The organism is Rhodococcus sp. Leaf278 (assembly GCF_001426085.1).
GTDB lineage: Bacteria > Actinomycetota > Actinomycetes > Mycobacteriales > Mycobacteriaceae > Rhodococcoides.
Window position 1 is genome coordinate 263,121 of the sequence record NZ_LMRR01000034.1, and the last position, 26,719, is coordinate 289,839.

A 26,719-nucleotide genomic window follows, 5' to 3' on the forward strand; every position below is an offset into this window, starting at 1 on the left:
GAGGTATGAGTGTCGATACTTCGGTCAGTTCCTCACGTTTCTCCAGTGATGTCTACGCGTCGCGGCTCGAGCGAGCTGCGCGGCTGACATCGGATGCGGGATTGGATGCGCTGCTGATCACCCCCGGTCCGGATCTGCAGTATCTGATCGGCTCGAAGGCCAGTTCGTTCGAGCGTCTCATCGCCCTGGTCGTTCCGGCCGACGGCAGTACTCCCAGTGTTGTCGTGCCGCGGCTCGAGCTGGCCGCGCTGGGCGATTCCGCGGCTGCGGATCTGTCGCTGCCACTCGTCGACTGGGTGGACGGCGTCGATCCGTACGCATTGGTGGCTGCGGCAATGTCTGCCGGAACGAAGACTGCCGTCGCCGACGCGATGCCCGCACTGCATTTCGTGCCACTGGCCGAGGTGTTGGGAACTGTGCCAGTGCTGGCCACGGATGTGCTCCGCGAACTTCGAATGGTGAAGGACGAGGCCGAGATCGACGCGCTGAGGCGAGCCGGACACGCAATCGATCGTGTGCACGCCCGCATGGGTGAATGGCTTCGTGTGGGCCGCAGCGAGGCTCAGATCGCCGCGAACATTGCTGCGGCCATCGTCGAAGAGGGGCACACAGCACCCGAATTCATCATCGTCGGGTCCGGCCCGCACGGCGCCGATCCGCACCACGAGGTGTCCGATCGCGTTGTGGAGGCAGGCGACATCGTCGTGATCGACATCGGCGGTCCGGTCGCACCGGGATACAACTCCGACTCGACCCGCACCTACAGTCTCGGCGTGCCGACGGCGGAGATCGCCGAGCAGTACGCGGTACTCGAGCGCGCACAGCAGGCAGCTGTCGATGCGGTGGTGCCCGGAGTCACCGCGCAATCCATCGATGCGGCCGCCCGCGACGTCCTGGTCGACGCCGGGTTGGGCGAGGCATTTCTGCACCGCACCGGCCACGGAATCGGCCTGTCCGTCCACGAGGAGCCGTACATCGTTGCCGGTAACGACATCACCCTGACCGAGGGAATGGCGTTCAGCATCGAGCCGGGGATCTATTTCCGTGGACAGTGGGGTGCGCGTATCGAAGACATCGTCGTCGTCACCGCGGACGGGTGTGAATCGGTCAACCTTCGACCCCACGGTCTGGCCGTCCTCCCGGTGTGACGACCGCGCGCGAGGCCGAGTTCGTGTCGGTCGTTCGATCCAATCCTGCTGTGGCCGAGATACTTCGACGTGCTCCGCAACTCGGCCTTCCCGGGTGGTATCTGACGGCGGGTGGCCTGTTCCAGACTGTCTGGAACCATCTCGCCGATCGGGATCCGCAGGCGGGTATTCGTGACTACGACTTCTTCTACTTCGACGACTCCGATCTGTCCTACGAGGCCGAGAACGAGGTGATCGAGACTGCGGCCTCGCTGTTCGCAGACCTCGGGGTGGACGTCGAAGTGCGCAACGAAGCACGCGTGCATCTCTGGTACGAGCAGCACTTCGGTAGTCGGATCGCACCGTTCGAGAGCACCGAGGATGCGATCGACCATTTCGTGTCCACCACGTGCTGTTTCGGAGTCACGTCCGATGCAGACGGGGGAGATGCCGTGTATGCGCCGCACGGTTTCGAGGATCTGTTCGCCGGAATCGTGCGGCCCAATCCGCGCGTGCCGATGCAGCACGTGTACGAGGCCAAAGCCGCCCGCTGGACGACGGAATGGCCGAACCTGACGGTTCTTCCCTGGCCATGAAGGACGAGGCGGTTGCTCTCGTCAGCGATCGAGCAGTGAGCGACTACCCAGTACCCGTTGCACCTGAATCTCGATGACGACGCGGGTGGGGTTCTCCCTCGGTACGCGGTAGCGCTGGGCGTAGCGGTTCTCGGCGTCGACAACGGATTCGCGATCGCTGCGGACCGAAGCCGGCCCCTCCAGCGTCAGCCAGCGGGCACCGTCGATCTGAGTCACGACCGCGTACGCTCCACGACCGGCGTTGATCGCCTTCTGCGACACGTCGTTGGTGATGACTCGGGCAATCTGCGCGTCGCCGTCGTATGTGAAGCCGACCGCTACGACGTGGGGGGTGCCGTCCGGGCGCAATGTTGTCAGCGTGGCAAGGTGCCTCTCGGTGAGGAATTCGATTGCGTCATCGGTGAGTGAAGTCGCGTCAGCGGGTTGTGCGGCCATAACCCGACTGTAGTGATCTGCCCCGACTGCCACGAGCGGGGTTCGATCGGCCAGACTGATCCGCGTGAGCAGACGAGCAGAACCCGCACCCGGAACGCTGTTGTTGCTGGGTGGACGAAGCGAGATCGGGCTCGAGGTCGCCACCCGATTGGCACCGGGGCGAACCGTCGTACTGGCCGCGAGACGCAGCAACGAGCTGGCAGCAGAACAAGACCGGGTGAAGCAAGCAGGCGCGGGCGCCGTGCACAGTGTCGAATTCGACGCGAACGCAATGGATACCCATGACGAACTTCTGCGCGAGGTGACCCGAGAACACGGTCCGATAGGCATAGTGATTCTCGCCTTCGGCATCCTCGGCGACCAGGCTCGCGCCGAGAACGACGCCCAGCATGCGCTCGACATCATCACCACCGACTTCCTGGCTCAGGTGTCCGTACTCACTCACGCCGCGACGCTTCTCCGAGCCCAGGGGAGCGGCGACATGATCGTGTTCTCGTCGGTCGCCGGTGTGCGAGTACGCCGCGCCAACTACGTGTACGGGTCCGCCAAAGCCGGCCTCGACGGATTCGCCAGCGGACTGAGCGATTCGCTGCACGGCACCGGAGTGCACCTGTTGCTCGCCCGTCCCGGCTTCGTCATCGGGTCCATGACCGAGGGTATGGACCCGGCACCGATGTCGAGTACCCCCGGTCAGGTCGCCGACGTCGTCGTGTCCGCCCTGAACGAACGACGCAGCAGTGTGTGGATCCCCGGCACCCTTCGCCCGGTCTTCTTCGTCATGCGCCTACTGCCGCAATGGCTCTGGCGCAGGATGCCGCGCTGATGACGGTACCGACGCCCCGACCGATAGTCGTCGTCGGAATCGGCGCGGACGGCTGGGACGGGCTGCCTGCGACCTCCCGCAGGGCCATCGAGAACGCCGATGTGGTGTTCGGTTCGGTTCGCCAGATCGCGAGTGTCCGGCCACACTGCACCGAAACAAGGACGTGGCCGAGCCCATTGCTTCCGAACCTGCGGTCGATGCTCGACGCCTACGAGACGTCACTCGTCTGCGTGTTGGCCAGCGGTGATCCTATGTTTCACGGCATCGGGGTGACGTTGACGCGCGAGTTCGGTGCCGAGCGACTACGCGTGCACCCGGCACCGTCCTCCGTGTCGTTGGCATGCGCGCGGCTGGGCTGGGCACTGCAGGACACCCCGACGGTGTCTCTGGTGAACACGCCGGTCGAGACACTGTTGCCGGACCTGGCCGACGGTCGCCGGCTGATCGTGTTGAGTCGGGGGCCCAGTACACCGGGTGAAGTAGCGAGGTTGTTGTCTCGGAACGGGTTCGGCGGCAGCGTGATGGCGGTGCTCGAACAACTCGGCGGGCCGGCCGAACGCGTCGTCCGCGGTCGAGCTCGTGAGTCGAGCTTCGACGACGTCGACCCGCTCAACGTCGTTGCGCTGGAGTGCGTGAGAGATCCCGACGCCCCCCGCCACGCTCGCGTCCCCGGCCTGGCCGATTCCGCGTACACCGGCGACGGCCAGATGACCAAGCATGAGGTTCGAGCACTGACCCTCAGCGCGTTGGCACCAGCGCCCGGAGAACTGTTGTGGGACATCGGAGGCGGATCGGGAACCATTGCCATCGAATGGATGCGCACCGACAGATCCTGCCGCGCCGTGACGTTCGAAAGTTCGCAGGCGCGTCGTGAGCAGATCGAGGGCAACGCTCTGCACCTGGGAGTTCCGGGACTCGTCGTCCACGACGCGGCACCCGAGAGCTTCGGAGGCGTCTCGGCCGCGAATGCGGCACCCGACGCGGTGTTCATCGGTGGTGGACTGACCGGTGCCGACATGCTCGAGGAGTGCTGGAAGGCGGTGCGTACCGGTGGGCGTGTGGTCGCCAATTCGGTGACCGCAGAATCGGATTCGTTGTTGCTGACTGCGGCAGCGAAGTACGGCGGCGAGCTCCGCCGATTCCAGATCTATCGCGGTGAGCCGTTGGGCGCGTTCACGACGTGGAGACCACAATTGCCGGTTACACAATGGAGTGCGATCAAGCGGTGAAGGTCCTCATTCTCGGCGGAACCACAGAGGCGCGGGCACTCGCGGCAGCGCTGGATCGGGTACGAGGAATCGAGACCGTCACCTCACTCGCGGGGCGGGTCGCGCGGCCGATACTGCCCGTCGGGCAGACGCGAATCGGCGGATTCGGCGGGCCCGATGCCCTGGCGGAGTGGCTGCGAGACAACGCGGTCGACGTCGTGGTGGACGCGACGCACCCGTTCGCATCCACCATCGGAACGCATGCCGAGCATGCCACCGCTGCAACGGGAGCCGCACTCCTCGTACTGACGCGGCCACCGTGGAACGAGGTCGAGGGCGATCGGTGGACCTACGTTCCCTCGTTGCCCGACGCGGCGGCGGCGATCACCCCCGGCAGCCGGGTGTTCCTCACGACAGGCAGGCAGGGCGTCCACCATTTTGCGAGTGTCGATCACTCGTGGTTTCTGGTCAGATCGATCGATCCTCCGACCGGACCGGTGCCATCGCGCATGCGCCTCCTGCTCGACCGCGGCCCTTTCGACCTCGATCACGAGTCGAAGGTGCTCGCAGACAACCGAATCGACCTGTTGATCACCAAGAACAGCGGCGGCGACATGATGCGGGCCAAACTCGATGCGGCGAGGGCAGCATCGATCCCGGTCCTCATGGTCGCCCGTCCCGCGGCACCGAACTCGGCACCGATCGTGTACGAGGTGGAGACCGCCGTGGACTGGTTGACGAGCCGGTTACGCGGTGCCCTCTGACGACTCGAGCCGAGACGGGTACCGCCGGGAGGTGAAGACTTTCGGACCGCTGCCGGTCTCCACCACCGTCGTCATCGACGATCCGACAATGAGAAGGCACCTCATGTCGATCGACTCGGGGTCGAGGTCGCCGAGCGTCACGGTACGAACGGATTCGTGCTCACTGCCTACCGCACGCCCGATCGTCACCGGGGTCTGTGGTGAACGATGCTCGAGCAGAAGATCTTTCATGGCTGCAACTTGCCAGGTTCGCGACTTCGACGCCGGGTTGTAGATCGCGATCGCCATATCGGCTTCGGCCACTGCCGAGAGCCGTCGGGCCACCACGTCCCAGGGCTTGAGGCGATCGGAGAGGGAGATGACGGCGTAATCGTGCCCGAGTGGCGCGCCGACGCGGCTGGCAACAGCATTGGCTGCCGTCATTCCCGGCACCACCCGTACCGGTACCGAACTCCATTGCTGTTCGGCTGCAACCTCGATGACCGCTGTCGCCATCGCAAAGACCCCCGGATCACCCGAGGACACCACAGCGACACGGCGACCCTGCTTGGCGAGGTCGAGGGCGAACGCCGCACGTTCGGATTCGACCTTGTTGTCGCTCGCGTGCCGTACCTGACCCGGCCTCGGCGGTACCCGATCGATGTAGGTGATGTAGCCGACGAGATCGGTGGCCGCGGTCAGTTCGGCTCGGACCTCGTCCGTCGTCCATGCATCGTCGCCTGGACCGAGGCCGACGACGACCACTTCACCCGTGCTGGTGGGCGTCTCGGCTCGGTTGGAGGGGCTCGGCACCACGATCATCGAGAAGTACGGGACGTCGTCCGCGGCGGCGGCATCGAGAACGCGTTGCTCGGGTGTACTGGCCCGCTCGACGTATTGTGCCTCGTCGAGCCGGCCCGATCGTTCCAGTGCCTCCAGCACCGTCGGATAGGTCCGGCCGAGCTTCATGATGACCGCGGCGTCGGTGCCCCGAAGTCGTCGGGTCAGCTCGTCCACGGGCAAGGTGCCGGGCAGGACCGTCAAAACCTCGTCCCGTTCCACCAGCGGTGTCGCCAATGCGGCCGAAGCGGCACTGACCGAGGTCACGCCGGGGACCACCTCCACTTCGAAGCGGTGCGACAGTCGTTTGTGCATGTGCATGTACGAGCTGTAGAACAGCGGATCACCCTCGGCCAGAAGCGCAACCGACCGACCGGCGTCGAGATGTGCGGCGAGTCGAGCGGCAGCGGACTCGTAGAACTCGTCGATCGCCCCCTGATACCCACCGGGATGAGCAGTCGCCTCGGTGGTCACCGGGTACACCAGGTGCTCCTCGAGTTGACCGTCACGCATGTACCCGGCCGCGAGGGCACGCGAGATGCTGCGGCCGTGCCGAGCACTGTGGAATGCAACCACATCGGCCTCGGCGATCACCCGGGCAGCTTTGACGGTCAACAGCTCCGGGTCACCCGGGCCGACGCCGACTCCCCACAACTTTCCGGAGGTGCTCATTCCTGTTCGCTCGCAATGGCATTGACCGCAGCGACGGTGATGGGACTGCCACCTCGTCTGCCCCTGACGACCAGATACTCCACGCCGAGGTCGGCGGCGATCAGATCTTCCTTCGACTCCGCTGCGCCGATGAATCCGACCGGGCCACCGACGATGGCTGCAGGTTTCGGGGCTCCGGCCGCGAGCATCTCCATCAGGTGGAACAGTGCAGTCGGCGCGTTTCCGATGGCGACGACGGCACCGCCGAGCTTCTCACCCCACAACTCCAGCGCGGCAGCAGTTCTCGTGGTGCCCATACTCCGAGCCAAATCCGGTACCCGAGGATCGGACAGGGTGCACAGCACCTCGTTGTCGGCCGGAAGACGGCGACGAGTGATCCCGGCGGCGACCATGTTGGCGTCGCACAGCACGGGTGCCCCTGCGCGCAGAGCGGTTCGGGCGGACCCCACCACGTCGGGCGTGAATCCGATGGTCTCGGTCAGGTCGATCTCACCGACTGCGTGGATCATGCGCACGACGACCTGGGCGACATCCGGCGCGAATCGAGACAGATCTGCTTCGGCTCGAATGGTTGCGAAAGACTGGCGGTAGATCTCCGCGCCGTCGCGGATGTAGTCGTGCATGCGTGTCACGATAGGGGAGAGGGACCCCTCGGCCGGAAGCCGGTCTCCGGGCGCTCAGGACACCTGGTAGCCGATTCCCGTCGCGATCACGTCGGTGACCTCACCTTTCGGACGCCCACAGCGACGCTCACACCCGGACCAGTGTTGCCGCTCGTCACGCGGAGTCATCCGGGCGTCGACCGCTGCCTTCAGATCGGATCGGACGTCGGCCAACGACTTCGCGCAGCCCGGCGATCCGGTACACGCGCTCACCCGAACCCACGGTGATTCCGCGTCGAAGATCAGGCCCATCGGTGCCAGCACCCGGACCACCTGTTCGGCGGGCACCTCGTCCAGATCGCACACGATCAACGATCTCCACGGAGTCATGATCACCGGTCGGTCGATGGCGGCGAGAAACTCGGCCAACCGTGCACCGAGAACACCGTTGGCAAGTCCCGCGGCCAGTGCCACCGACCCGTCGTCCTGGTCCAGCCAGCCGATCGGTGGCACCTCGACAGGTGCGGGCAAGGGAACCGCAGTCCCCGCGGTGAGTGCGAGCCGCTCGACGATTCTGGCCACCCCGTCGTCGAGTTCGGCCAACCGCCATTCGGAATCGCGAAGTTCGACGAACGCAGCGGCGCAGTTCAGCAACGTCGGCACCACGCTGTCCCGTGCGACTCGAACGCCACTGTCTCGGCCTGCGAGCAGCAACGCGTACGACCCGTCGGACTGGGCGTACACACCGAAATCCGGCTCCAGTCCGCACATGTCGCCGCGTCCGTCGTCGAGAGCGAACAGCGTTCGTCCGGGCAGTTCGGCCAGGTCGGGGCGCGCGCACAATTCTTCGTCCAGCTCGCCGACGAGCGCACGCACATCGGTGAGACCGCCGACCCGCCCCGAGAGCGGTGAGGCGAGGATGTTGCGCACCCGCTCGTGCGTTGCGGACGGCAGCAATCCGGCGTCGGCCAATCTGCTCGCCAGGGCGACCGGGTCGGACACCGCCCGCAGCTGCACGTTTCCCCGAGAAGTCAGCTCCACCGTTCCGTCGCCGAGTTCCTCGGCGGCCCGTGCCAGGACCTGCATCTGTGCCGGCAGCACGACGCCACCCGGCAGCCTGATCCGCGCGAGCGGACCGTCCGCTGCGAGGTGCGTCGTCAGCGCTCCTGGGCAGCCGTCGGGCACCGATCTGTCAGGCGAACTCATGTTCACCAGGCTACAAGTGCGACGAATGGACCGATGTGGCGCTCACACCGGTAGCATTCTGTGTCACGGCTCAGGCCGGGAGGAAACCGGCGAGAATCCGGTACGGTCGCGCCACTGTGACGGCCCCTGCACTTCGGGTGCACGGGCCCGGAGTCAGACCCTCTCGCCGACGAACCGAAGAGAAGATTCACCTAGGTCAGGGGCGCGAAAACCCCCGAGGAGGGCGTCACCCGTGTTCTTGTTGCTGTCCACGTCCGACACAGATCTGCTCAGTGCCCGTGCCAGTGGGGCCGATTTCACCTGGGGCAACCCCTCTCGGCTACTGGCGCAGGACATCCCGTCGATGGCCAAGTCGGCCGAGCTGATCATCGTGCGCATTCTCGGATCGCGCCGGTCGTGGGAGGCGGGCCTCGACGCCGTACTCGCTACCGGGCTTCCCGTGGTCGTTCTCGGCGGTGAGCAGGCACCGGACGCTGACCTGATGGAGATCTCGACGGTGCCCGCCAATGTCGCGGCGCAAGCACACAACTATCTGGCCGAGGGCGGGTCGGACAACCTGCGCGAGCTGTACAACTTTCTCTCCGACACCGTGTTGCTGACCGGGCACGGCTTCGATGCTCCTCGGCACCTGCCGACCTGGGGACATCTCGAACGGAACTCGACTCCGCGCTCGGACGGCCCGACGGTGGCGATCCTCTACTACCGCGCTCAGCATCTGGCCGGAAACACCACGTACATCGATGCCCTTGCCACCGCGGTCGAGAACAAAGGTGCCACGGCCCTTCCGATCTACTGTGCGTCGCTGCGCACTGCGGAGTCCGACCTGCTCGAGACGCTGAAGTCGGCGGATGCCCTGATCGTGACGGTGCTGGCAGCGGGCGGAACCAAACCTGCCGGGGCGTCTGCGGGTGGCGACGACGAGGCCTGGAACGTCGCCGAACTCGCGGCTCTCGACGTTCCGATCCTGCAGGGTCTGTGCCTGACGAGTTCACGCGCGACGTGGTCGGAGAACGACGACGGACTGTCGCCACTGGACGTGGCGACACAGGTTGCCGTCCCGGAGTTCGACGGCCGGCTCATCACGGTTCCGTTCTCGTTCAAGGAGATCGACGACGACGGCCTGACCACGTACGTCCCGGACCACGAACGAGCCGCGCGCGTCGCCGGCATCGCCGTTCGCCATGCGCGGCTACGACACATCCCGGCCGCCGACCGCCGCATCGCTCTGATGTTCTCGGCCTATCCCACCAAACATGCGCGGATCGGTAATGCCGTCGGCCTCGACACCCCGGCCAGCGCGATCGCGTTGATGTCGGACATGCGGACTGCCGGTTACGATCTCGGCCCGCTCGACGGCCCGGATTCGGTGCCCGGTCTGGCTGCTCGCGACGGTGACGCTCTCATTCACGCCCTGATTGCCCGCGGTGGCCAGGATCCCAACTGGCTGACCGACGCTCAACTCGAGGGCAACCCCATTCGAATCTCGGCGGCGCGGTACCGAACCTGGTTCGAGCAGCTTCCCGACGACCTTCGCGAGGGAGTGATCGAACATTGGGGACCGGCACCGGGTGATCTCTACGTCGATCGTTCCGCCGATCCCGACGGTGAGATCGTCATCGCAGCAATGCAATTCGGCAATGTGGTCATCATGGTGCAGCCGCCGCGCGGATTCGGTGAAAAGCCCGTTGCGATCTACCACGACCCGGATCTGCCGCCGAGCCATCATTATTTGGCGGCCTACCGGTGGATCTCAGCAGCCCGCGAGGGCGGCGGCTTCGGTGCCGATGCGATGGTCCATCTGGGTAAGCACGGAAACCTGGAATGGCTCCCCGGCAAGACCCTCGGCATGTCCGCCTCCTGCGGCACCGACGCTGCACTGGGCGACTTGCCGCTGATCTATCCCTTCCTGGTCAACGATCCGGGGGAGGGCACACAGGCCAAGCGGCGAGCCCACGCCACCCTCGTCGACCACCTCATACCCCCGATGGCGCGAGCGGAAAGCTACGGAGACATCTCGAGGCTCGAACAGCTGTTGGACGAGCACGCGAACATTTCGGCTCTCGATCCGGCCAAGCTGCCGGCCATTCGCCAGCAGATCTGGACGCTCATGACCGCGGCTCAGATGCACAAGGATCTGGGGCTCGAGGAACGCCCCGACGAGGAAGTGTTCGACGACATGCTGCTCAATGTCGACGGATGGCTGTGCGAGATCAAGGACGTGCAGATCCGCGACGGACTGCACATCCTGGGTCAGGAGCCCGTTGGCGACGCCGAGGTCGAGCTGGTTCTGGCGATGCTGCGCGCCCGGCAGATGTGGGGCGGTGAGCAGACGGTCCCCGGACTTCGCGAAGCCCTCGGGCTCAGCGAGGACGGCGACGAGGACCGCACGCGCGTCGACACGATCGAGGCCGTGGCGCACGGGCTGGTCGCGGCCATGCAGGCAACGCAGTGGAATCCGGACGAGGCCGAGCGGGTGGCCGGCGAGCACGGCGACGTGGTCGCAGAGATTCTGAAATTTGCTGCGGCAGAGGTGGTACCGCGTCTTCGCGGAACCTCGCGCGAGATCGAGCAGCTACTGCATGCTCTCGACGGCGGTTTCATCGCGGCCGGACCGAGCGGATCCCCACTGCGCGGACTGATCAACGTGCTGCCCACCGGGCGCAACTTCTACTCCGTGGATCCGAAGGCCGTCCCTTCGAAACTGGCCTGGGAGACCGGACAGGCGATGGCGGAGTCGTTGCTGGCTCGCTATCGGCAGGACCACGGCGAGTGGCCGAAGTCGGTGGGGCTGTCGGTGTGGGGCACGTCCGCCATGCGCACGTCCGGTGACGACATCGCCGAGGTCTTCGCGCTGCTGGGCGTGTCCCCGGTGTGGGACGAGGCGTCCCGCCGGGTCACTCGACTCGAAGTGATCGATCTCGTCGAGCTCGGCCGTCCACGGATCGACGTGACGGTCCGAATCAGCGGTTTCTTCCGCGACGCGTTCCCCCACGTGCTCGCCCTGCTCGACGACGCGGTTCGGATGGTTGCCGCCTTGGACGAGGAGCCCGAGCAGAACTACGTCCGCGCACACGCGCAGGCCGACCTCGCTGAACACGGTGACGAAAGACGTTCCACAACCAGGATATTCGGTTCCAAGCCGGGGACCTACGGTGCCGGATTGCTTCAGCTCATCGACAGCAAGACGTGGCGCAGCGACGACGACTTGGCGCAGGTCTACACCACCTGGGGCGGCTTCGCGTACGGCCGCGGCCTCGACGGCGTTCCCGCGTCGGACGATATGCGCACCGCGTACAAGCGCATCGCCGTCGCCGCGAAGAACACCGATACGCGCGAGCACGACATCGCAGATTCCGACGACTACTTCCAGTACCACGGCGGCATGGTGGCGACCGTGCGCGCGCTGACCGGAAAGTCGCCCGAGGCGTACATCGGCGACAGCACGCGTCCGGAATCGGTGCGCACCCGCACCCTCTCCGAGGAGACCGCGCGAGTGTTCCGTGCCCGCGTGGTGAACCCACGGTGGCTCGAGGCCATGCGTCGGCACGGATACAAGGGCGCGTTCGAGATGGCGGCGACGGTGGACTACTTGTTCGGCTACGACGCCACCACAGGCGTCGTGCAGGACTGGATGTACGAGAAGCTGGCCGAAACGTACGTGCTCGACGAGCAGAACCAGAAGTTCATGCAGCAGTCGAATCCCTGGGCACTGCACGGCATCGCCGAGCGCCTGCTCGAGGCGGTGGAACGACAGTTGTGGGCCGAGCCGAACGAGCAGATCCTCGACGGGTTGCGCCGGGTCTACCTCGAGACCGAGGGCGAGCTCGAAGGGGAGTAGCGACGTATCCTGTGCGGTATGGCCGCCACGTTCGACACCATTGCCACAGGCAAGTACGTACTACTGACGACGTTCAAGAAGGACGGCACCTGCGTGCCGACCCCGCTGTGGGGTGCTCTGGACGGTGACCGGCTGCTCATGTGGACGGTTGCCGATTCGTGGAAGGTCAAACGCATTCGACGCAACCCGAAGGTGACGATTGCACCGTGCGACATGCGCGGCAATCCTCAGGGCGACGCAGTGGACGCCACCGCCGAGATTCTCGACGAGACCGGTACCGAGAAGGCCCGCGCAGCTGTCGCCTCGAAGTACGGAATCCTGGGTTGGCTCACCGTGAAGGGCAGCGTGCTGCGTCGCGGCAAGAGCGGCTCGGTAGGACTGTCCATCACCGCGGCCTGAAATCCGCACCATCGCTCGCATGCACGGTTCCGAATACTTCACGAGGCAGCTTCCCCTGCTGCCGGAATGGAGCACCACGTGCCAATCGCTGTGACCGATTACAACCATGTTCGACTCACCGTCAGCGACATCGACCGTTCCCGGTCGTTCTACGACTCGGTGTTCGGCTTCGAAATTGCCTACGCCTGGGATCCCGACGCCGACGAGGAGACCAAGAAAGCGCTGTGGTTCCTGTTCGGTGGAGTCATCTACAAGTTCGGCGGGGGACTGCTCGGCCTGCGTCCGGTTGCACCGGGCGACGACACGTTCACCGAAGACCGCTGCGGACTCGACCACCTCAGCTTCACCGTGGACACGCGGGCCGCACTCGAAGATGCAGTCAAGACGCTCGACGAGCTCGGCATCTCGCACGAGGGCATCAAGGACGCAGGGCCCGGTCTGTCCATCGTCGAATTCCGCGACCCGGACAACATCGCGCTCGAGCTCTCCGGACCCGACAAGTAATTCGGACCGGCACTACTGGGCAGCGCTGACCGACGACATGTGAAATTCGGGAATGCGCAGGGGCGGCATCGCCGTGCGAGTGAACCAGTCCTTCCACTCGCGCGGCAGTGTCGCTTCCGTAGCACCCGCTTCGGTCACGCGGCGCAGCAGATCGAGTGGGCTTTCGTTGAACCGAAAGTTGTTGACAGCGCCGGTGATTCGACCGCTTTCTATTGCGTACACGCCGTCTCTGGTCAGTCCGGTGAGAAGTAGTGACGTCGGATCGACCTCTCGGATGTACCAGAGCGTGGTCAACAGCAGTCCGCGCTCGGTATCCGCCACCATCTTGTCCAGGCTTGCATCCGTGCCGCCCGTCATGACGAGGTTCTCGCCGGGTACCGCAACGGGAGCTCCGTACTTGCGGGCCGCTGCACGCGGATAGGCCAGAGCGGAGACCGATCCGTCCCGTACCCAGTCCACCCGCTCGATGCCCATACCGTTGTCGAACACCGACACCGAATCGCTGGACGATCCCGCCACCACGAACGGCGTGTACTCGAGACCGACTGCACGCGGGTCCGAGTACAACGTCAGCGGCAGAGTGGTGAGCTTCTCGCCCACGCGCGTTTCGCCTGCACCCGACAGTGCGGTGCGGCCTTCCTGCGCGCCACGACCCTCCATGGTCCACATCAGGTAGATCATCAAATCCGCCACGGCCGACGGCGGTAGCAGTGTCTCGTATCGTCCTGCCGGCATCTCGACGGTGTTCTGCGCCCAGCCGAGCCGGGTGGACAGCTCGTCCAACATCTTCTCGGCGGACACGTCCCGAAAGTCCGTGGTGCCGGTTCCGACCCAGGCGCTTGCCCCGGATCGTTTGCCGTTGATCTCGACCGATCCGGTGGGCTGCGTGAACGTACGACGTAGACCGGTCGAGGTGCCGAGCCAGACGTTGTCGACCCGGTGCTGGGCGAAGCCGTACAGGGCGTCGCTACCGTCGAACCCAACATTCAGTTCCGTTGCCAGAGAGCCGAACACATCGATCGACGTGTGTTGTGCGTGGCGGTCCCAGCCCTGCGGGTCCGAGGCCGACTCTCCGGGCAGCAACGGCATCGCGTCGTCGGCGGGCTCCGCCGATCGCGCCGCCGCTTCGCTCGCGCGTACCACGGCCTCGATGTCGTCCGGATCGACACTCGTCGACGACACGGTACCCACGCGCGCGGAGATCGAATCTCGCACGATGGAGACCACTTCCCAGCGTCGCGATGTCGCGATTCCGTTGGTGGTCATGGAGTTTCCTGCCCACCGCAGTGTGGCGTCGCTGGAATCGGTGACGATCACGATCGTGTCGTCGACGCTCGCACAGGCCAGAGCCCGCTCGATCACGTGTTGTGCGGCGATCATCGACCTGCCTCCGATCGGGTGTTGAGGACGTTGACGCCGCGGAACAGCGCTGACGGGCAACCATGGCTCACAGCGGCGACCTGGCCGGGCTGCGCCTTACCGCAGTTGAACGCACCACCGAGCCGCCAGGTCGACGGTCCGCCGAGCAGCTCCATCGAACCCCAGAATTCGGTGGTGGTCGCCTGATACGCAACATCGCGTACTTGGCCGTCGAGCATGCCGTTTCGAATGCGGTAGAAGCGTTGACCGGTGAACTGGAAGTTGTACCGCTGCATGTCGATCGACCAGGACTTGTCACCGACGACGTAGAGGCCGTCCTCCACCGCACCGATGAGGTCGGCCGTCGTGCGATCGATGTCCGGGTCCGGCTGCAGCGATACGTTCGCCATCCGTTGAATCGGTACGTGATGCGGTGAATCCGCGTATGCACACCCATTGGACCGCTCCAGTCCGAGCCTGGGAGCAAAGACCCGATCGAGCTGATAGCCGACCAGTGTCCCGTCGCGAACCAGATCCCACCTTTGCGAGCCCACTCCGTCGTCGTCGTAACCGATGCTGGCCAGGCCGTTGCGTTCGGTACGGTCCGCGGTGACATGCATGATCGGCGATCCGTAGCGCAGCGTCCCCAGCTGGTCCGGCGTCGCAAAGGACGTGCCGGCGTACGCCGCTTCGTAACCGATGGCTCGGTCGTATTCTGTTGCGTGACCGATGGATTCGTGAATGGTCAGCCACAGATTCGTCGGGTCGATGACGAGGTCGGTCGGTCCGGCCACCACCGTCGGTGCCTTCACCTTCTCGGCCAGCCATTCGGGGATCCGGGCCAACTCGTCGGCCCAGTCCCAGGTACCGGTTTCACCGAGGTATTCCCAACCACGTCCCACCGGTGGAGCGAGGGTGCGCATGGTTTCGAAAGCTCCGACGGACCGGTCGACGGTTGTCGCCTCGAACTGGGGATGTAGTCGCACCCGCTGCTGAGTGATGCTGCTGCCGGCCAGATCGGCGTAGAAGGACTGCTCTTTGACCTGAAGTACCGACGCGGTGACGTGGTCCACCCCATCGGACGCCGCCAGGCGGGACGAGTACTCCGCGAGCAGCCCCACCTTGTCGGCGGTGGGCACTTCGAACGGATCGATGTCGTAATCCGACACCCAGGTCGCATTCGAGTAGACCGGCTCGTACGCGAGCTCGACCCGTTCACGATTGAGAGCACGTAATGCCGTCGCCACCTCGACGGCCTTGCGGGCCGTCTCGGCAGCTGCGTCGGTGCCGAGTTCTGCATGGGAGGCGAACCCCCAGGTCCCGTCGACCACCACCCGCACTGCGAGGCCGATCTCACCGGCATCGACCGAGGACTGCACCGAGCCGTCGCGCAACGAGATCGACTGTGTCGTCAAGCGCTGGACGCGCACATCGGCGTGGGTGGCTCCAGCGGAGCGTGCAGTGCTCAGTGCGGCATCCGCGAGATCGTGCAGGGGAAGAGCGAGGAAGTCGGCGTCGACCGACCGATCCGGGTGTCTCGTCACCGCACCGACGCTAGCCGAACTGCTGCCAGCCGAGTCGAACAACCATCCCCACCACGACGACGAGCAGGACAATTCTGACGAAACCGGCCCCTCGTGCCACCGCTGTTCTGGACCCGACCACCGCCCCGACGACGTTGCAGACCGCCATGGCTGCTCCGAGTTGCCAGTACACGCTGCCGGTGGCGGCGAAGAAAGCGAGTGCCCCGACATTGGACCCGACATTGATCACCTTGGCCATCGCAGCGCTTCGCACGAATTCCGTCCCGAGCATCGTGGCGAACACGATGATCAGAAACGTGCCGGTTCCGGGCCCGAGGATTCCGTCGTAGAAGCCGATCCCCGCGGCTGCGAGACCGACGACGATCAGAACCTTGCGATGCGTAGGCGGAGACGACGCCACGGTGAGACCGATGGTGGGGCGACACGTCACGAGCAGCGCCACGCCGACGAGAACGACCATGATGATCGGGATGAACAGGTCGCGGTCGATGAGCGAGACTGCGGCAGCACCGGCCGCCGACGTCACCGCAGCGAGGACACCGGCCGGGACCAGTACCTTCCAGTTCAGCGAGACCTTGCGAGCGAACGTCACCACTGCGGCAACGGTGCCGAATATCGCGGTGGCCTTGTTGGTCGCGAGCGCCGCTTGCTGTGTGAGTTGTGGTGCCACGAGCAGGATTGCGGGCAACAGGATCAGGCCGCCTCCACCGACCACCGCGTCGACCCAACCAGCGGCCGTCGCGGCCACCATCAGCAGTCCCCAGTCCGCGGCAGTCATACGGCAAACTCAATCACATGCGTCGTTTCAGCCTGTGGCTCCGTGGGCAGCCCTTCGTTGCCGATGCATTGCTGGCGGCAGGACTGTTCGTCGTCGAGATATTGGTGTTCGTCAGTTCGGCCGATGGACCGAACGGGCCGTTGTTTCTCGTGTTCTCGGTCGTCTTGTCGGTACCCGTTGCATGGCGGCGACGCTGTCCTCGATCGATAGCGGCGTTCACGCTCGTGGCCACGGGCGTGAGCGATATCGCGGGCGCCATGGCGGGCGACGCCGTCAACGGCCACCCCGCGACGCTGGCTCTGCCGATCATGCTGTACACCCTCGTTGCGTACGTCGGACGAGTTCAGGGTGCCGTGTACGCCGTTGCTCTCGCGGCGTATTCGGTGGCGTCCATGCTGCTGTTCGAGCAACCGATCTTCACGACACTGTTGTTCGGTGCGCTTCTCTACGCACTGTCCTGGCTCGCTGCGGAATTTCTCGGCGCTCGCCGGGCCTACGACGAGGCGACCCAGGCTCGGCTGGTCGTCGCCGAATACGACCGAGACCGCCGCGCCGAGGAAGCCGTGATCGCGGAACGCACGCGCATCGCGCGAGAACTTCACGACGTCATCGCCCACAGCGTCAGCGTGATGGTGGTTCAGGCCGATGGTGCCTCGTACGCCATCCGGCGCAATCCGGAACGAGCGGAGCAGGCCGTCGCCAACATTTCCGCCACCGGTCGGCTTGCGCTGGCAGAGCTGCGCAGAACCGTCGCGCTGATGCGCACCTCCCCGGACTCGGACGACATGCCTCAGTACGGCACAGCCGGGCTCGCCCGGGTGGTCGAGATGATGGGTCGCGCAGGGTTGTACGTCGAGCTCGAGCAGACCGGAAATCTCGACGACATCAGCCCGGCAATCAGCCTGGGGGTGCACCGTGTGGTGCAGGAATCGCTCACCAACGTTCTACGGCACGCCGGCCACGCCCCGCGTGCCGTGGTCAAAGTGGTCCGAGAAGAACAAGCGGTGACCGTGGAGATCTCCGACAACGGCACCGGCACCGGCGCGCTCTCACCCGTGGACGGTGGCGGACACGGATTGCTCGGGATGCGCGAGCGGGTGGCCGTGCTCCAGGGCACGCTGCACGCGGGCCGCACTCCGCACGGCAGCTGGCTCGTGCGGGCGACGCTGCCGATCGAGTGAGGGCTGGGTGCTTTCTACGGCTAGGTTGGATCGGTGCCGATCACCGTTGTCGTCGTGGACGACCAAGAGCTCATGCGCATGGGATTGAACATGGTGCTCGAGGCCCAGGACGACATCGAGGTGGTCGGTGAGGCGTCCGATGGTGCAGGGGCCATCGAGGCCGCACACAGGCTGGCACCGGCGGTCGTGTTGATGGACGTCCGGATGCCCGGCATCGACGGCGTCTCCGCCACTCGAACCATCACCGAATCCGGTTCCGATACAAGGGTTCTGGTGATGACGACATTCGATCTCGACGAGCACGTCCTGGGAGCGCTTCGGGCGGGCGCAAGTGGATTCCTGCTCAAGGACACACCACCCGAGGACTTGGTATCCGCAATCCGCAGCGTGGCCGCGGGCGATGCCGTCGTCTCACCGAAGGTCACCAAGAGGCTGCTCTCGCGGTTCGTCGCCCAGTCCGTCTCGACCGCCGATGCGTCGGTTCTCGACGCACTGACCGGTCGGGAGAGGGAGGTGCTGGTGCACTTGGCTACCGGTCTGTCCAACGCCGAGATCGCGGCGGCGCTGCACCTGTCCGAGGCGACGATCAAGACCCACATCGGTCGAATTCTGACGAAATTGGATGTGCGCGACCGAGTGCAAGCGGTCGTCCTCGCGTACGAAACCGGTCTCGTACGACCGGGTTCCTGAGAATTCGTTGGCAACCAGGGCACTTGGGGAGCGATTTCGTCGTCTCGAGCGTTGTACCGATGAAGCGAAGAAAGGACCGTCATGCTCGCTCTGTTCGTACTTTATGTCGTCGTCGAGGTCGCGGCACTGGTCGCCGTCGGAAGCGCGCTCGGTGTGCTGTGGACCGTGGTGTTGTTGATCGGTGGATCGCTCATCGGCTCGCTGCTGGTGCGGTCGCAGGGTAAGCGGGTACTGGATGGACTTCGGAGAGCGTCGCGCGGCGAAAAGTCGGCCGGCGGCGCAGTGGCCGACGGCGCTTTGTTTGCGGCGGGGTCTGTCGCGATGTTCGTCCCCGGACTGGTGACCACGGTGATCGGGTTGCTGCTGTTGATTCCGCCGACTCGGTGGCTGCTGCGCCCGGCGGTGATGTGGGCTGCTGCGCGCTGGCTGCCGCAGGTCGCCACGGCAACGCGACGCATGCGCCCGACGGTCATCGACGGCGAGATCCTCGACGATCGTGCCGACGCCACGGGCACAGCGTCGACGGCGGCGGGTTCTGCACTCGTCCTCGAAGGTCAGGTGATCGAGGCCGACCACGTCGATCAGCCGACGGGGGATTTCCGGAAGCCGTACCGGTAAGGGCAGACTGGTCGTTCGTGACCACCGAATTGTTCTGCGGCGGACGGATCTACAGTCCGATGGCCTCCGACGCCACCGCCATGGCCGTGACCGACGGAGTCGTCAGTTGGATCGGTGAGGATCGCACCGGCCGTGCGCTACATCCCGGCGTGCCGGTGACCGACCTGGACGGCTCCTTCGTGGCACCGGCTTTCGTCGACACGCATGTACACGTCACCGATCTGGGGTTGTCTCTTATCGGACTGGATCTGTCCCACTGTCGTTCCCTCGACGACTGCATGCGCGCACTCGCCGAGTACGCCGCGAAGACGTCGGACGCGCTCGTGTGGGGGCACGGCTGGGACGAATCGGAGTGGATCGAACACCGCCCACCGACGACGTCCGATCTCGATGCAGCAGCTCCGGGCCGCCCGGTCTATCTCACGCGTGTCGATTCTCACTCCGCTGCCGTCTCGACTCCGTTGCGGGCGGCGTCATCGGGAATCGACGCCGCGGCGGGGTTCTCGCCGCAGGCCCCACTCACCGCCGATGCACACCACCTTGCGCGGCTGACGGCTCGCGCCATGCTCACCCCGGACACTCGCACTCGGGCCCGGAGGGCGGCGCTCGACCACGCCGCAACGCAGGGAATTGTCGCCGTACACGAGAACGGTGGCCCGATCGTGTCGGGAATCGAGGACTTCCGCGAACTGATGGCAACCGAACACGGCGTGGAAGTGCGCGGCTATTGGGGCGAGCCGGTCGACACGGCCGAACGGGCACGGCAGATGCTCGCCGAGACCGGGGCCCACGGCCTGGCCGGCGACATCTTCGTCGATGGATCACTGGGATCGCGAACCGCATGGTTGTCGTCGCCGTATGCGGACGACCCCGGAACGGGAGTCTCCTACCTCGACGTCGATGCGATCACCGCGCACATCTCGGCCTGTACCGCGGCCGGAGTCCAAGCCGGATTCCACGTCATCGGAGATGCGGCAGTCACGGCAACCGTGACTGCCTTCGCGCGTGTGGTGGCCGAACTCGGCACACCTGCCGTCGCTGCATGCGGACACCGGCTCGAACATCTGTCGATGGTGACACCGGAACAAGCCGATCTTCTGGCCTCGTGGGGCGTGATCGCCAGCGTGCAACCGCTGTTCGACGCACTGTGGGGCGGTTCGGACGGACTGTATTCTGCACGGCTCGGTGCCGAACGCAGCGCCGCACTCCACCCGTTCGCCCGATTGGCCTCGGCCGGCGTCGCCCTCGCTTTCGGTTCCGACGCACCGGTGACTCGCCTCGATCCATGGGCGACGACTAGAGCGGCCGTCAACCACCACACGCCGGGCAGCGCCGTTTCGCCCCGGGCTGCGTTCTCCGCCGCGACGCGGGGAGCGTGGCGCGCAGGCGGAGTCCGGGACGGCCTGGCCGGCACGCTGGTGCCGGGTGCGCCCGCGTCCTTCGCGGTGTGGGACGTCGACGAACTCGTCGTACGGGCACCGAAAGACAGCGTCCAACGGTGGTCGACGGACCCACGTGCCGGGGTGTCACCGCTGCCCAGCCTCGACGCGTCTGCCGAGAGCCCGCGTTGTTCGATGACCGTGCATCGCGGCAGGGTCATCCATGAAGAGTGACAGCGTTCCGGCGGTCCCGGAACCAGCGTCACGGGGTGATCGTCTGCGCAGGGCTGTGGAGTCGACACTGCTCTCGGTCGGAGCCGGAATTCTGATCTTCGCAAGCTTCCCTCCACGGACCCTGTGGTTCCTGGCACCGATCGGCATTGCGGTCCTGGCGCTGGTCCTGACCGGCTTCGGCGGTCGGCGATCGGTGTCCCTGAAGGCAGGCTTCGGCTGCGGATATGCCGCCGGACTCGGATTCTTCGTTCCGCTGTTGCCGTGGATCGGTGTCTACGTGGGGCCGATGCCGTGGTTGGCGTTGGCCGCTGCCGAGTCCGTCTTCGTGGGATTGTTCGGGGTACTCGCCGTGATCGCGGCGAGAAGTGCCTGGTGGCCACTGTCGATGCCGTTGGCGTGGAGTCTCACCGAATGGCTGCGATCGAGCGTTCCGTTCGGCGGCTTCCCATGGGGTCGGCTGGCCTTCGGACAACCCGAGGGCTGGCTGCTGCCATTGGCGAGCGTGGGAGGTGCACCGCTGCTCTCTTTCGGGGTGGCACTGACCGGAGCCGGCCTGGCCGCACTGATCCTGGCGAGCCGGCGCCCGCGAAGTGTGCGCTCCTTCGTCGTTCCCGTGGCTGCGACGACGGTTGCGTCCATCGTCGCCGTTGCTCTGCTGCCGACTCTGCACACCAACGACGCAAAGGATGGAGAACGCACGGTCACCATCGCTGCGGTGCAGGGCAGCGTTCCGCGGTTGGGCCTGGATTTCAACGCACAGCGCCGCGCTGTTCTGGACAATCACGTTCGGGCGACCATGACTCTGGCAGCCGATGTGGAGGCAGGCAGACAACCGGCACCCGATCTCGTCGTGTGGCCGGAGAACGCGTCCGATATCGACCCGTTGAGAAATTCCGACGCTGCGACTCTCATCACACAGGCATCGGTTGCCATCGGTGCGCCGATTCTCGTGGGCACTGTGCTCGTCAATGCCGATGGTACGAACTCGAATTCCGTCATTGCTTGGAACGGTGACGACGGCCCTGGCGAGCGACACGACAAAAAGATAATTCAACCGTTCGGCGAGTACTTGCCCTATCGAAGCTTTTTTCGTTTGTTTTCCGAATATGCCGACCGGGCGGGATATTTTGTCCCTGGTAGCGGTAACGGAGTGGTCCACGCCGCAGGAATAGCCGCCGGGATAGCGACGTGTTACGAGGTCGCATTCGATCGCGCTCTCGAAGAATCTGTCCGATCCGGCGCAGAATTCATTGCGATTCCGACCAACAACGCGACATTCGGCGACACCGAAATGACCTACCAACAACTGGCGATGTCGCGAGTTCGGGCGGTCGAACACGGACGGACTGTGGTGGTGGCCGCGACGAGCGGTGTCAGCGCAATAGTCGCGCCCGACGGCGACGTGCTGCAACAGACGCCGCTCTTCACACCAGATGTGCTCGTGTCCAGTGTTGCCCTGCGGCGGACGAACACCGTCGCCACGCGGGTGGGCTTCGGATCCGAGCTGATCCTGTGTCTCGCCGCTGTAGGCGCGCTCGGCATGGTCCTGGTGAACGGGCGTCGCAGGCCTTCATCGTAAACAATCACGAAGTCGGTAAATCGAGCATTTTCCGATCTTGCAGTCGGTCGACGAATCCGAGCCCTCGAGTTCGCGGTATCGAGCAGTCATTCGATCGGACGAATTACGCACGTTGGAGTGGCGACCGAGGTCACTCCTGTAACAGGCTGGAAGCGGTCGTCGATGGTCCTTATGACTACTGCACAAAAGGCTGCTGCCAATGTTGTATCTTTGTAAGCCGCTGGAGGTGTTGGCGGTGGGTTTTCGAGTATCGGCTTCGGCGCGGCCCAGCACGGTCGCGCTTGTGGGACGTTGGAGATGAATCGAGTATGGATGCGGGCGCTGTGTCCGCGTCGCATACCAGGCCGGGGAGGGGAAGTTCATGTCGCGAGCGACACCGAGTTCGGCAAGTGAGATCCGCCCGTACTGCCAACTCGGGGTTCGGTTCGTGCACTGAAACGGGCAACGTCCCCGTTTCCATCCGCTCGGTTACTCGTGACGAACCAATACGAGCCCTATTCCAGCCGACGAACGTGCGTGAACCGGCACGAACGCAGACCAGAACGGACACCAGAATTGCTCAATCGCGCGCACAAGCCGCCGCGGCTCGACACCCCGAATCGGACCGAAAGCTTCGACTCGATCAATCCGGCGTCGGATTTCGCCGCCGTGACCGTGCCGCCGAAGGGCAAGTGAATGCGCGCAACAACGTCCGGTGGGTCTCAGACGCCTCCGACCGGCACCGGTTTCGAAAACGGCTTTCCACTCTCGTCCGCGCAGCGGGGAATGTGGTTTGCCCAGCAACTCGCACCTGACGTTGCCGTCTGCATCGCCCAGTACGTGGACCTGCGAGGCAACCTCGACATAGCTGTCCTGCAGGAAGCGTCGGCTCGGGCCGGGCACGAATTCCAGTCCGCCTACCTTCGTCTGGCCGAGGTCGACGGAGAGGCCGTTCAGCTGGTCGATCACTCGATCGAACAATCCGTGCACTATCTGGACCTTCGCGGCGAAGACGATCCGATGTCCTCGGCCTTGCAGTGGATCGACCACAACTACGTGCAACCGGTCGACATGGAGAATGATCCGCTCGTCGAGAGCTGGATCATCCAGGTCGAGGACGAGCGCAACCTCTGGTACAGCAAGATCCACCACGTGGCCCTTGACGGCTACGGTGCCATGACGCTCGTCCAACGCACCGCAGCGCTGTACACAGCCGCCGTAGAGCACACCGAACCCGAGCCCAACAAGGCGGCCGAACTCCGTCGCCTGTACGAACTCGATCAGGAGTATCGGACGTCGACGCGTTTCGAATCCGACAAGGAATACTGGGTCACCCGCGCCGCCGACATCCACGACGGAGCAACGCTGTCGAACACGGACGGCCGCACGATTGCCGCCAGCAAGTTGCGCAGCATCGCTCTGCCCGAGGACGTCGTCACCGCTCTCGAAGGGTCCGATTCCACCAAGGGTGGAACCGCGGCCGCAGTGTTCATCGCAGCGTTCGGCTGCTACCTCTCCCGAATGACCGGACGAGACGATGTACTGGTCAACATTCCGGTATCCGCCCGAACCACGGCGCTGCTCCGTCGATCCGGCGGCATGCTGGTCAACGTTGCACCGATCCCGATGCGCGTCCGAGAGGACGCCACCGTCGGTGAACTGGTACAGCAGGTACAGCTGGAATTGATGGGCGCTCTTCGACACCAACGGTTCAGCATCGAGGACATCCGACGCGAGCTGGCGGCCTCGGGCAGCGACAAGCAGCTCACCGGGCCGCTGGTCAACATGATGCTGTTCCACCAGCAGATCAACCTCGGTTCGATCGTCGGCGAGTTCAACATCGTCACGTCGGGTCCGGTGGAGGATCTTCTGGTCAATGTGTACCAGAGTGGTTCTCCGGCAAAAACATTCGTCGACTTCAGGGCAAACCCGAACCGATACGACGACGACGACCTCACGGCGCATCACTCGAATTTCGTGGACATGGCCGAAGCATTCATCGCGGCTGGGCCCGATGTCGTTGTGTCCGAGGTACATCCGGACAGTGCTCGCGAGGGCCAACGACGCCGACGTGCCACCGCTCAGCTCGCCTACTGGACCGATCGACTCGCCGATTCCCCCGACCTGATCGGTATTCCCAGCGATCGCGTCCGCCCTGCACGCATCGGCCATGTTCGTGCATCGCACGAGATCACTCTCGGATCCACGTCCTGGGCAGCAGTCGAACAGCTGGCCGCCGACCGCGGGACAACGCCGTTCGTGGTGTTCGAATCCGTTCTTGCCGTACTTGTTTCACGCCTGGCCAGCACCGACGACGTCTCGATTGCCGTGCCCGCCGACAGCGGAGAAACCGTCGTTCTGCGGACCAATCCGGACGGGCGCCAGTCTTTCGGCGACTTCGTCGCGACGACCAAGGTCGAGTTCGACGCGGCACTCGCACACGGTGACGTGTCGTTCGACGACGTCGTCGAGGCCCTCGGCCTGTCTCGGTCCGGTTCGCACAGCCCGTTGGCTCAGGTTGCGCTTCGGTTCGGTTCCGCGGTTCTACCGCACGACGGTATCGACATGGATCTGGTCGTCACCGTCGACGAATCCGACTCGATCGATGTCGTTTTCGACTACGCCACAGAACTTTTCGACGCTGGAAGCATGTCGCAATTCGGCCGCCGAGTGGTACGAATTCTCGACGCGCTCACAGCTGAGCCCGAGTTGCTGATCGCCGACGTGGACATGCTGTCCGCCGCCGAGCGAGCGCGACTGGCTCCGGTTCGTGGTCCGCGGTCTGTGGTGGGTGTGGTGTTGCCGGAGTTGTTGGCTGGTGCGGTGGGTGTGGCTGGTGTCGGTGGTGTTGCGGTNCTGGCTCCGGTTCGTGGTCCGCGGTCTGTGGTGGGTGTGGTGTTGCCGGAGTTGTTGGCTGGTGCGGTGGGTGTGGCTGGTGTCGGTGGTGTTGCGGTGGTGTCGGGTTCGCGGGTGCTTTCGTATGGTGAGTTGGATGCGGCGTCGTCGCGGTTGGCGCGGATGTTGATGTCGTGTGGTGTGGGTCCGGGGTCGTTCGTGGCGTTGGCGTTGCCGCGGTCGGTGGAGTCTGTGGTGGCGGTGTGGGCGGTGGCGAAGGCCGGTGGTGCGTTCTTGCCGGTGGATCCGAATTATCCGGTGGATCGGATCGAGCACATGTTGGTCGATTCGGGTGCTGTGGTGGGTGTGACGTTGGGTGCTCATGTGGGTGCGGTGTCGGGTGTGGGTGGGGTGTCGTGGGTGGTGCTCGATGATGCGGATGTGGTGGCGGATCTGGCGTTTCGGTCGGCTGCTCCGGTGTTGGATGCGGAGCGTTCGGGTGTGTTGCGTCTCGATGATGCTGCGTATCTGATTTATACGTCGGGTTCGACGGGTGTGCCCAAGGGTGTGGTGGTCACTCATCGTGGTGTGGGGAACTTGGCTGCCGAGGAGCGGGTTCGGTTCGGTGTGGGTCCTTCGTCTCGGGTGTTGGCGTTTGCGTCGCCGAGTTTCGATGCGTCGATTCTCGAGTTCGTGTTGGCGTTCTCGGGTGGGTCGACGATGGTGATTGCTCCGCCGTTGGTGTTCGGTGGGGTGGAGTTGGCGTCGTTGCTCGCCGAGGAGCGGGTCACGCATGCGTTCGTGACGCCGGCGGCGTTGGCGTCGGTGGATCCGGTGGGGCTCGAGTGTGTGGAGGTCGTGGCTACCGGTGGTGATGTGTGTGCGCCGGAGTTGGTGGCGCGGTGGGCGCCGGGTCGGCGGATGTTCAATGCGTACGGTCCGACGGAGGCGACGATTTTCTCGTCGATTTCGTCGGCGTTGGTGGTGGGGGAGTCGGTCGATATCGGTTCTCCGACTATCGGTTTCGCGGAGGTGGTGTTGGATGCGCGGTTGAATCCGGTGCCGGTGGGTGTGGTGGGTGAGTTGTATCTTGCGGGTCCGGCGTTGGCTCGTGGGTATCACGCTCGGTTGGGTTTGACGGCGGAGCGGTTCGTGGCCAATCCGTTCGGTGGTGCGGGGTCGCGGATGTATCGCACCGGTGATGTGGTGCGGTGGAATTCTTCGGGTGCGTTGGAGTATGTGGGGCGTAGCGATTTTCAGGTGAAGGTGCGTGGTTTCCGGATCGAGTTGGGTGAGATCGATTCGGTGTTGGCGGCTGTGCCGGGTGTCGATTTCGTGGTCACCATCGGGCGTGACAATCAGGCCGGGGCGACGGTGTTGGTGTCGTATGTGTTGCCGGTGGTCGGTACCACGCTGGATGCGGCTGTGTTGCGCGAGCATGTGGGGTCGGTGTTGCCGGCGCATATGGTGCCGTCGGCGTTGGTGATGCTCGAGTCGATTCCGTTGACTCCGGCAGGCAAACTCGACCGAAACGCACTACCCGAACCCGA

At 64.9% G+C, this 26,719-nt stretch carries 22 protein-coding genes and 1 pseudogene; 16 read left to right on the forward strand and 7 right to left on the reverse strand.

Annotation, left to right across the window (positions count from 1 at the left end; genetic code table 11):
• Positions 1-5 precede the first annotated feature (5 nt).
• Positions 6-1,148: a M24 family metallopeptidase gene (locus ASG84_RS20225; protein WP_057478751.1), complete on the forward strand. Its 1,143-nt coding sequence runs from the start codon at positions 6-8 to the stop codon at positions 1,146-1,148.
• A complete protein-coding gene (locus ASG84_RS20230; RefSeq protein ID WP_057478752.1) occupies positions 1,145-1,723 on the forward strand; it encodes a nucleotidyltransferase family protein in 579 nt (192 codons plus the stop codon). The genes ASG84_RS20225 and ASG84_RS20230 overlap by 4 nt, the downstream gene beginning before the upstream one ends.
• 21 nt (positions 1,724-1,744) lie before the next feature.
• On the opposite strand, the gene ASG84_RS20235 is transcribed toward ASG84_RS20230, so the two are convergent.
• Entirely contained in the window at positions 1,745-2,158 is a 414-nt protein-coding gene (locus ASG84_RS20235; protein ID WP_057478819.1) for a TIGR03618 family F420-dependent PPOX class oxidoreductase, read from the reverse strand.
• 64 nt (positions 2,159-2,222) lie between these two features.
• On the opposite strand from ASG84_RS20235, the gene ASG84_RS20240 reads away from it, so the two are divergent.
• The 3 genes from ASG84_RS20240 to ASG84_RS20250 are packed head-to-tail and all read left to right on the forward strand — an operon-like array spanning position 2,223 to position 4,953.
• Positions 2,223-2,981: an SDR family NAD(P)-dependent oxidoreductase gene (locus tag ASG84_RS20240; RefSeq protein ID WP_057478753.1), complete on the forward strand. Its 759-nt coding sequence runs from the start codon at positions 2,223-2,225 to the stop codon at positions 2,979-2,981.
• Positions 2,954-4,210 carry a precorrin-6y C5,15-methyltransferase (decarboxylating) subunit CbiE gene (gene cbiE / locus ASG84_RS20245; RefSeq protein WP_235581752.1) on the forward strand — a complete coding sequence of 419 codons (1,257 nt, stop codon included), beginning with the start codon at positions 2,954-2,956 and terminating at the stop codon, positions 4,208-4,210. Before ASG84_RS20240 ends, cbiE begins: the two co-directional genes overlap by 28 nt.
• Complete coding sequence (locus ASG84_RS20250) at positions 4,189-4,953, forward strand: cobalt-precorrin-6A reductase (protein ID WP_156399622.1); 765 nt, start codon at positions 4,189-4,191, stop codon at positions 4,951-4,953. The genes cbiE and ASG84_RS20250 overlap by 22 nt, the downstream gene beginning before the upstream one ends.
• On the opposite strand, the gene cobJ is transcribed toward ASG84_RS20250, so the two are convergent.
• Genes cobJ through cobG form a run of 3 tightly spaced genes read right to left on the reverse strand, consistent with a single transcriptional unit; the run spans position 4,936 to position 8,252 of the window.
• Entirely contained in the window at positions 4,936-6,444 is a 1,509-nt protein-coding gene (gene cobJ, locus ASG84_RS20255) for a precorrin-3B C(17)-methyltransferase (protein WP_057478754.1), read from the reverse strand. The genes ASG84_RS20250 and cobJ overlap by 18 nt on opposite strands.
• A complete protein-coding gene (locus tag ASG84_RS20260; protein WP_057478755.1) occupies positions 6,441-7,067 on the reverse strand; it encodes a precorrin-8X methylmutase in 627 nt (208 codons plus the stop codon). Before ASG84_RS20260 ends, cobJ begins: the two co-directional genes overlap by 4 nt.
• A 54-nt stretch (positions 7,068-7,121) precedes the next feature.
• Positions 7,122-8,252: a precorrin-3B synthase gene (cobG, locus tag ASG84_RS20265; protein WP_057478756.1), complete on the reverse strand. Its 1,131-nt coding sequence runs from the start codon at positions 8,250-8,252 to the stop codon at positions 7,122-7,124.
• A gap of 232 nt (positions 8,253-8,484) precedes the next feature.
• Between cobG and cobN the strand changes: the two genes are divergently transcribed.
• The 3 genes from cobN to ASG84_RS20280 all read left to right on the forward strand — a co-directional run bounded on the left by cobN (position 8,485) and on the right by ASG84_RS20280 (position 12,993).
• Positions 8,485-12,090, forward strand: coding sequence for a cobaltochelatase subunit CobN (gene cobN / locus ASG84_RS20270; protein ID WP_057478757.1), 3,606 nt, complete (start codon positions 8,485-8,487; stop codon positions 12,088-12,090).
• An 18-nt stretch (positions 12,091-12,108) separates the two neighbouring features.
• On the forward strand, positions 12,109-12,489 hold the full coding sequence (locus ASG84_RS20275) for a PPOX class F420-dependent oxidoreductase (protein ID WP_057478758.1): 381 nt from the start codon (positions 12,109-12,111) through the stop codon (positions 12,487-12,489).
• Between the two features lie 78 nt (positions 12,490-12,567).
• A complete protein-coding gene (locus ASG84_RS20280; protein ID WP_057478822.1) occupies positions 12,568-12,993 on the forward strand; it encodes a VOC family protein in 426 nt (141 codons plus the stop codon).
• A 12-nt stretch (positions 12,994-13,005) separates the two neighbouring features.
• Here ASG84_RS20280 and ASG84_RS20285 read toward each other — a convergent pair whose 3' ends face one another.
• The 3 genes from ASG84_RS20285 to ASG84_RS20295 are packed head-to-tail and all read right to left on the reverse strand — an operon-like array spanning position 13,006 to position 16,674.
• Positions 13,006-14,373, reverse strand: a complete 1,368-nt coding sequence (locus tag ASG84_RS20285) for a metallopeptidase TldD-related protein (protein WP_057478759.1) — start codon at positions 14,371-14,373, stop codon at positions 13,006-13,008.
• Positions 14,370-15,896 (reverse strand): TldD/PmbA family protein, encoded by a 1,527-nt coding sequence (locus ASG84_RS20290; protein WP_057478760.1) that lies wholly within the window; start codon positions 15,894-15,896, stop codon positions 14,370-14,372. The genes ASG84_RS20285 and ASG84_RS20290 overlap by 4 nt, the downstream gene beginning before the upstream one ends.
• A 10-nt stretch (positions 15,897-15,906) precedes the next feature.
• The gene (locus ASG84_RS20295; RefSeq protein ID WP_057478761.1) at positions 15,907-16,674 is read right to left on the reverse strand and encodes a TSUP family transporter; all 768 of its coding nucleotides are present in this window, start codon (positions 16,672-16,674) and stop codon (positions 15,907-15,909) included.
• A gap of 17 nt (positions 16,675-16,691) precedes the next feature.
• Between ASG84_RS20295 and ASG84_RS20300 the strand changes: the two genes are divergently transcribed.
• The 8 genes and pseudogenes from ASG84_RS20300 to ASG84_RS28820 form a co-directional block, all read left to right on the forward strand.
• Entirely contained in the window at positions 16,692-17,855 is a 1,164-nt protein-coding gene (locus ASG84_RS20300) for a sensor histidine kinase (RefSeq protein ID WP_057478762.1), read from the forward strand.
• A 33-nt stretch (positions 17,856-17,888) separates the two neighbouring features.
• Positions 17,889-18,545 carry a response regulator gene (locus ASG84_RS20305; RefSeq protein ID WP_057478763.1) on the forward strand — a complete coding sequence of 219 codons (657 nt, stop codon included), beginning with the start codon at positions 17,889-17,891 and terminating at the stop codon, positions 18,543-18,545.
• A gap of 81 nt (positions 18,546-18,626) precedes the next feature.
• Complete coding sequence (locus tag ASG84_RS20310) at positions 18,627-19,163, forward strand: FxsA family protein (protein ID WP_057478764.1); 537 nt, start codon at positions 18,627-18,629, stop codon at positions 19,161-19,163.
• Positions 19,164-19,180: 17 nt separating this feature from the next.
• Positions 19,181-20,776 (forward strand): amidohydrolase, encoded by a 1,596-nt coding sequence (locus ASG84_RS20315; RefSeq protein ID WP_156399623.1) that lies wholly within the window; start codon positions 19,181-19,183, stop codon positions 20,774-20,776.
• Positions 20,766-22,355 (forward strand): apolipoprotein N-acyltransferase, encoded by a 1,590-nt coding sequence (gene lnt / locus ASG84_RS20320; protein WP_082521106.1) that lies wholly within the window; start codon positions 20,766-20,768, stop codon positions 22,353-22,355. The genes ASG84_RS20315 and lnt overlap by 11 nt, the downstream gene beginning before the upstream one ends.
• 516 nt (positions 22,356-22,871) lie before the next feature.
• Positions 22,872-23,030 (forward strand): hypothetical protein, encoded by a 159-nt coding sequence (locus tag ASG84_RS27605; protein WP_156399624.1) that lies wholly within the window; start codon positions 22,872-22,874, stop codon positions 23,028-23,030.
• Positions 23,031-25,189, forward strand: a 2,159-nt coding sequence (locus ASG84_RS28815; protein ID WP_442970995.1) for a condensation domain-containing protein, incomplete at its 3' end; no start/stop codon positions are given. It abuts the gene before it with no gap.
• 1 nt (position 25,190) lies between these two features.
• A pseudogene (locus tag ASG84_RS28820) lies at positions 25,191-26,719 on the forward strand (amino acid adenylation domain-containing protein); the annotation flags it as partial.

Coding starts and splice junctions, on each gene's coding strand:
- ASG84_RS20295 (WP_057478761.1), bottom strand. CDS start 16,674: ATGACTGCCGCGGACTGGGGACTGCTGATGGTGGCCGCGACGGCCGCT.
- ASG84_RS20250 (WP_156399622.1), top strand. CDS start 4,189: ATGGAGTGCGATCAAGCGGTGAAGGTCCTCATTCTCGGCGGAACCACA.
- ASG84_RS20285 (WP_057478759.1), bottom strand. CDS start 14,373: ATGATCGCCGCACAACACGTGATCGAGCGGGCTCTGGCCTGTGCGAGC.
- ASG84_RS20260 (WP_057478755.1), bottom strand. CDS start 7,067: ATGCACGACTACATCCGCGACGGCGCGGAGATCTACCGCCAGTCTTTC.
- cobJ (WP_057478754.1), bottom strand. CDS start 6,444: ATGAGCACCTCCGGAAAGTTGTGGGGAGTCGGCGTCGGCCCGGGTGAC.
- ASG84_RS20275 (WP_057478758.1), top strand. CDS start 12,109: ATGGCCGCCACGTTCGACACCATTGCCACAGGCAAGTACGTACTACTG.
- ASG84_RS20225 (WP_057478751.1), top strand. CDS start 6: ATGAGTGTCGATACTTCGGTCAGTTCCTCACGTTTCTCCAGTGATGTC.
- cobG (WP_057478756.1), bottom strand. CDS start 8,252: ATGAGTTCGCCTGACAGATCGGTGCCCGACGGCTGCCCAGGAGCGCTG.
- lnt (WP_082521106.1), top strand. CDS start 20,766: ATGAAGAGTGACAGCGTTCCGGCGGTCCCGGAACCAGCGTCACGGGGT.
- ASG84_RS20300 (WP_057478762.1), top strand. CDS start 16,692: ATGCGTCGTTTCAGCCTGTGGCTCCGTGGGCAGCCCTTCGTTGCCGAT.
- ASG84_RS20235 (WP_057478819.1), bottom strand. CDS start 2,158: ATGGCCGCACAACCCGCTGACGCGACTTCACTCACCGATGACGCAATC.
- cbiE (WP_235581752.1), top strand. CDS start 2,954: ATGGCTCTGGCGCAGGATGCCGCGCTGATGACGGTACCGACGCCCCGA.
- ASG84_RS20310 (WP_057478764.1), top strand. CDS start 18,627: ATGCTCGCTCTGTTCGTACTTTATGTCGTCGTCGAGGTCGCGGCACTG.